Origin of the sequence: Aliidiomarina quisquiliarum (assembly GCF_023922585.1) — a bacterium.
Classification (GTDB): domain Bacteria; phylum Pseudomonadota; class Gammaproteobacteria; order Enterobacterales; family Alteromonadaceae; genus Aliidiomarina; species Aliidiomarina quisquiliarum.
The window spans coordinates 1-5,490 of the sequence record NZ_JAMFTN010000013.1 but is presented as its reverse complement, the minus strand read 5'-3'; the positions used below and the strand labels follow the sequence as shown (position 1 = coordinate 5,490).

2 protein-coding genes and 4 pseudogenes are annotated in these 5,490 nt (G+C 44.3%); 5 read left to right on the top strand and 1 reads right to left on the bottom strand.

The window, feature by feature from the left end; all coding sequences use genetic code 11:
• The 3 genes and pseudogenes from M1L23_RS02650 to M1L23_RS02640 form a co-directional block, all read left to right on the top strand.
• Nucleotides 1-211 (top strand): integrase core domain-containing protein (locus M1L23_RS02650; RefSeq protein WP_252625453.1); only part of this gene is annotated, 211 nt, incomplete at its 5' end.
• Between the two features lie 379 nt (nt 212-590).
• Complete coding sequence (locus tag M1L23_RS02645; RefSeq protein WP_252625451.1) at nt 591-1,115, top strand: hypothetical protein; 525 nt, start codon at nt 591-593, stop codon at nt 1,113-1,115.
• A 113-nt stretch (nt 1,116-1,228) separates the two neighbouring features.
• Nucleotides 1,229-1,658, top strand: a pseudogene (locus M1L23_RS02640) (transposase); the annotation flags it as partial.
• Between the two features lie 14 nt (nt 1,659-1,672).
• Here M1L23_RS02640 and M1L23_RS02635 read toward each other — a convergent pair.
• Nucleotides 1,673-2,155, bottom strand: a pseudogene (locus tag M1L23_RS02635) (IS3 family transposase); the annotation flags it as partial.
• A 557-nt stretch (nt 2,156-2,712) separates the two neighbouring features.
• Here M1L23_RS02635 and M1L23_RS15060 point away from each other — a divergent pair.
• Nucleotides 2,713-3,180, top strand: a pseudogene (locus M1L23_RS15060) (DUF6531 domain-containing protein); the annotation flags it as partial.
• 1,875 nt (nt 3,181-5,055) lie between these two features.
• A pseudogene (locus M1L23_RS02625) lies at nt 5,056-5,358 on the top strand (transposase); the annotation flags it as partial.
• Nucleotides 5,359-5,490 lie beyond the last annotated feature (132 nt).

The window sequence follows — 5,490 nt, the reverse complement described above, 5'->3', positions numbered from 1 at the left end:
TGATTACATCAAACCTGGTTGCCCTTACCAAAACGCATACATTGAGCGATTTAACCGAACGTATCGTGATGATGTACTGGATTTATATATTTTCAACAACCTGAATGAGGTAAAGCAAATAACCGAAAACTGGATTGAGTTATATAACACTGAACGACCACACGACTCACTGAATGACATGACGCCGTTAGAGTACCGAAATGCGGCATAAATTCTCTACGAGATGACTGTGTTATAAATGGGGTATTTACAGCGGTAATCTTATCGCTGGTTTTTCAGTAAATGGTGTAACTGTAACTACTACAGTTTGTGCAGGCGCTGGAATAGGTATTTTTGGCGGCGCTGGAATTGAGGCCGGTATTGGGAAATTAGATGACGAAGGTTGCTCCAATGAAAATACAGATGAAAATGGTCCTGAAATTCAAGTGCAAGGCGCTTACGGAAAAGGTTTTATTGCAGGAGGAAGTGTCAGCAATAGATCAGCGGGGTTATCTACCGGTAAGATAGGTGTTGGTGGTGGTGCTTACACTGCTACGATGGTTTGCGCCTCAAAAGAGTTGTTCAATTGGAGTTGGTAAAGAGGTGCGGTGATGTTAATAAGAAATCATGTCGTTTTTGGCCTTTCGCTTTTATCTATTGCAACAACGGATGGCTTAACAGTCCGTTTCGTGCTCGCGGTATTCATACTTGGAGCTATACTTTACGCTTTAGCGTGGAAAGGCAATAAATCGGTTAGGAGCAAAGAAGAGAGTAAGACTTCATTGCTGTATTATAAACTTTTCCTGCTCCTAGTGGTTGTATTGTTATTAGGTAGGGTTTTCAGTGTTAAAGGTGAGATTTACTTCATTTTTATAGGGGCTTTATTTGTGATCGGGGGCTTATCTAATTTAAGAGACCGAAATGATGTTTCGTTTGGCGATAAAGAACTACAGATGCTAAGAAAGCCATTACTCAGGGCGATGGTAGTGGTTTTCGTTGGGATCCTGCTTGCTGTTTTATTAGGGGTGTTAGGCCACTCTATATCTAAATGGGTCATTATTTTCGTTGGTATAGTCGGATTTGTTTCTTTTTTAGCATTACCGTTCTACTACCTCGTTAAAGTTTTCAGAGCATAGGAATTATGATTCGTTTTATTAAGCTTACTTGATGAAGTTTGATCTTTCCCCCAAGAATAGAACCATGACATCGCTGAGATTTCCATTTAAATGGGTCAAGTGGAGATCTCAAAATGAAAAAACGTTACAGCGAAGAACAAATCATCAAGGTCATCAAAGAGCATGAGACCGGTGCCAAGGTTGAGGACATTTGCCGGCGCCTTGGCGTATCGAATTGTACTTTCTACAACTGACGCAGTAAATATGCGGGTATGGAAGTTAATGAAGCGAAGCGTTTGCACGAGCTTGAAACCGAAAACACCAAGCTGAAGAAACTTCTTGCAGAGAAGATGCTTGAGCGGAAGCCTTAAAGGACGTCGTCTCAAAAAAGTGGTAAAGCCCGCCAGCAAGAAGCACGTGGTTAAGCATTTAGTGACCACGTTTAAGCTTAGTGAGCGCCTTGCGTGCAAGTTGGTTAGGCTGAGTCGAGCCGCTTTCGATATCAGCCTAAAAGCGCCAGGATGAGACTATTACGGCTCGTTTGTCGAGTACCCGCGGTACGGTACTTGATGTACTGGTCAAGCCCAAGTGGACACTTTTAATTGATAATTCTCATACTCAACCGGGGTCATATCACCATTAGACGTATGAAGCCTTTTTAGGTTGTAATACTTCATATACGCAGCGACATCGGCTGCCATAGCTTCGTAAGTTGCATGTTGAGCTTTGAGTATCCAGTCGTTTTTTAAACTGCCAAAAAAGCGTTCAACAACGGCATTGTCCCAACAAGCGCCAACGTCACCCATCGACTGTTTTATACCTAGCTTAGTCAACGCATTCTTTAACTTTTTACTGGTGTACTGTGAGCCACGGTCGCTGTGGAAGATAACACCTTTTGGGTGCCCTTTAAGCCAATAAGCTTGCTTAACCGACTGTAAGACAAGGTCGCTTGTCATGCGTTTGTTAATAGACCAGCCGATGATTCGGCGAGAATACAAGTCCATAACAATGCTTAAATACATCCAACCTTGCCCAGTTCTTAAATAGGTAATATCGCCTGCCTGTCCACTTACCCATTTCTTCATCCTAGTCAAAGAACCAATGCAATTCTGCCCCCGCTTCGTCAAGTCATTTAAATCTTCGCTTTCGGGTTCTTTGTTAGCTCTCATAAATACCCAGATAATAAAAAAGCCTTAAGCAAAGATTGGTATGGCGCACTAATTTGGAGAGTGTCCTTGTTATGTTTAGCCTGCTCATTCTTCAACGACATATCCGCTTGTACGCGTCCACAAATAGGGCTCATGCTAGCTACGTACAATTCTTATCAAACTCTTGTAGAAGCTGAACATTTCAGTCGATTTTAAGGATACTCTCCGAATAACGTTTGTTGCTTCATTACGATTGAAGCTGAGCAGGTCCGATTGTTTTAAGTCGCATTTTTATAACTTATGTATAAATGATGTTGAATTTTCATCTTTTCAGAATTGGTATGCTAAAAATAACAGGGAGTGTGACGCTCACGAAAGCGTCGCTAGGATTGGCGAATACAGAACCCCGCGTGTTTCGAATTCCTTAGTTCCTACCTCCTACAAAAATCACTTGCTTAAAGGACAGCGGTATGAACTTTCGCCAATTGTTATTATGGAGCTCATTATTTTTGGGCGCTTTGCTTTGTTTCGGCTTGGCTTCCGGGGGCGTTTTCGCGAGTGACGAAGAGGTGGACGAGGATCCAATTGAGCGGATTACAGTTTGGGGTAGTTACAGGGGGACACCTTGGAATATTGGGACGAACTGGAACATGGGAGGTATTGTTGGGTCATCTCGACTGGGCTCTCTGTCTTCGTGGTCTGTGGATACAGATGTTCCGATTCCAATAGAGGAAGAAGAATGCACAGATACACAACTTTCAGGGAACCCTGTTAGGAACTCGGATGGACGAAAAGTTGACTCTTTTACCGATGTTAGAGGCGTGGGTGAATTTCCTTTATCTTTCCGTCGACATTACAGCTCTGCTGGTGGTGTAGGGTGGTTTTCGTCATTTTCACGCAATTGGACGTCATCTGTACAGGCGTGGCTAAATGTGGATAGCAAAACGCTTTTCACCGAAGGGAAACGATTAAATTTTGGAGGCCAAGAAGATACTTTTGATGTTCAGAACTTAGGAATTAGTGTTACTGGTTTTGCAGATTCAGATGAGAGAAATATTTTATTTGAGCATGAAGATTACGCTGATACATGGGTGTTGCGGGGAGCCGATGGTGTTGTATGGGTATTCGAGGAAATGGCGCCTTCATGTACTAACGGGAACTGCGTAACGTGGGCTAAAGTTGTGTTTAAGGGTCTTGTATATCAATTGCCGAATCGAGATGAAGATGGTGAATGGTCTGCTGCCGGACTGCACCACGCTTACAGTTACGATGGCAAAGATATTATTTCAGTTAATCATTCAAATGGACAGTCGCTAAGCTTTACTTATGACGCAGCCGGCAGGCCATTAACGATTACCGATTCGGCGAATGAGACTATTGAGTATGATTACACGTTGGCTGGAATACTTGAGTACGTGACCTACCCAAATGGAGATGTTACACGATATCATTACGAAGACACACGCAATAACGCCTATTTGACAGGGATTTCATATAATGGCGTGCGCTTCTCTCACTATGACTATGACTCTATTGGCCGTGTGTTAACCAGTCGAAACGGAGCCTCTGAGTCGAGCTCAATTAATTTGCACACGTTTCAGCATTCCGCGTCGAGAACAACGGTAACGAATCCCTTAGGACACACAACTCGCTTCAATTATGGCTCGTTTGCTCATGGGAAGCGGCTAACCTCAATTAACCGACTAGCGTCTCCAAATTGTTCTTCGGCGGCACAGAGCATGACCTACAATGTCTCTGGTGGTTTAGCTAGAGTTGTAGACTGGGAAGGCAACGCCACGGAAAGAGCTTATGACTCTCTTGGTCGGGTAGTTGAAGTAAAATATGCCGCTGGAACAATTGATGAGAAACTCGTTGAGTTTCAGTGGGACGCCATTCACTCAAGCAAATTGGCTCGGCAAATCGAGACGGATGTCACTTATGAATATGATTACGATGCTCTTGGATATTTGACGGAGAAAAGAACCATCGCAGATGGTGCCATTGAGACTGAAAGTATTAATTACATTCTCGGGACGTGGGGACGAATTAGCACGGTCGAGCGCACGGATAGTGAGGGAAATACAACGCGGTTCCATTACAATGTTCATGGAAATCTGACCCGAACAGAGTTTCCAGACGGTACGTCAATTAGGTACACGCATTATGACCCCATGGGGCGTGTTGGGAAAGTAACAAACCCTGATGATACCTATGTAAACTATCAATATGATAGTCGTGGACGCGTGATGAGTGAGCGTTATTACGCTGCGAATGGAAGCGAGCTGTACGGATTGCACTACAGCTACAATCGCTTTGGTCGTGTAGCCTCTGTCGAACGAAAACGAGGCTCAACCATTTTTCAGAATAAGACGCTCACATACGATACAGCGGGCCGCTTGACGCGTATCACCTCTCAAAAGAATAATCAGACTTTCCGCATTCAGTACACGTTAGATAATATGGGGAATGTCACGGCTGAGCGACGTTATAACCCAGATAAGGTCGAAATGGTGTGCACGCCAGACCCCGACCCAACGGCGCCGCCTCTATGCAGACCACAAGTTGTGGTCGATATGGTTTACTCTGAAACGCGGGCGTACGACGAACTAGGAAGGTTAATTGGTGTTTACGGTAGTAATAACGCCTACTCGAACACGTATCAGTACGACAACAATGGAAGACTTATTCGAGAAACTGACGGACGGGGTAATAGCACTCAGTATGTTTATAATGCGCGAGGTCAATTAGTCGAAACTATTGACCCAACGGGCAAGCGAACGACCATGACGCACACCAACGGTCAGCTTTCAAGCGTGACCGATAGCCGTTCGAATACGACCCAGTATGTTAATAACGATCGAGGATATACAACCGGATTACAAAGNAAAGTCCACACACAAGAATTTAAAGCAGAAGCCCTGAAATTAGCTGAAAGAATAGGCGTTGCAGCGGCGGCTAGAGAACTGAAAGTCTACGAATCCCAGCTGTACAGTTGGCGGACTGCGGCGCAAAAAAAATCTAGCACGAGCGCCAGAGAAGCAGAGCAAGCCGCTGAAATTGCACGATTAAAACGTCAATTAGCTGAACAGGCAGAGGACCTGGCCATATTAAAAAAGGCGGCGGTGAGTTCAATCGGTCAATGCAACATACTGTACTGGTCAACGAATTGGATACTTACTAATGGCAACGATGAAGGAGCGCGGGCTTTCAGCTTCGCAAAAACGAGAGCTTTGGCATAGATGGCGAAA

Excerpts from the sequence above, each read along its gene's own strand:
- M1L23_RS02645 (WP_252625451.1), top strand. The coding sequence starts at position 591 with ATGTTAATAAGAAATCATGTCGTTTTTGGCCTTTCGCTTTTATCTATT.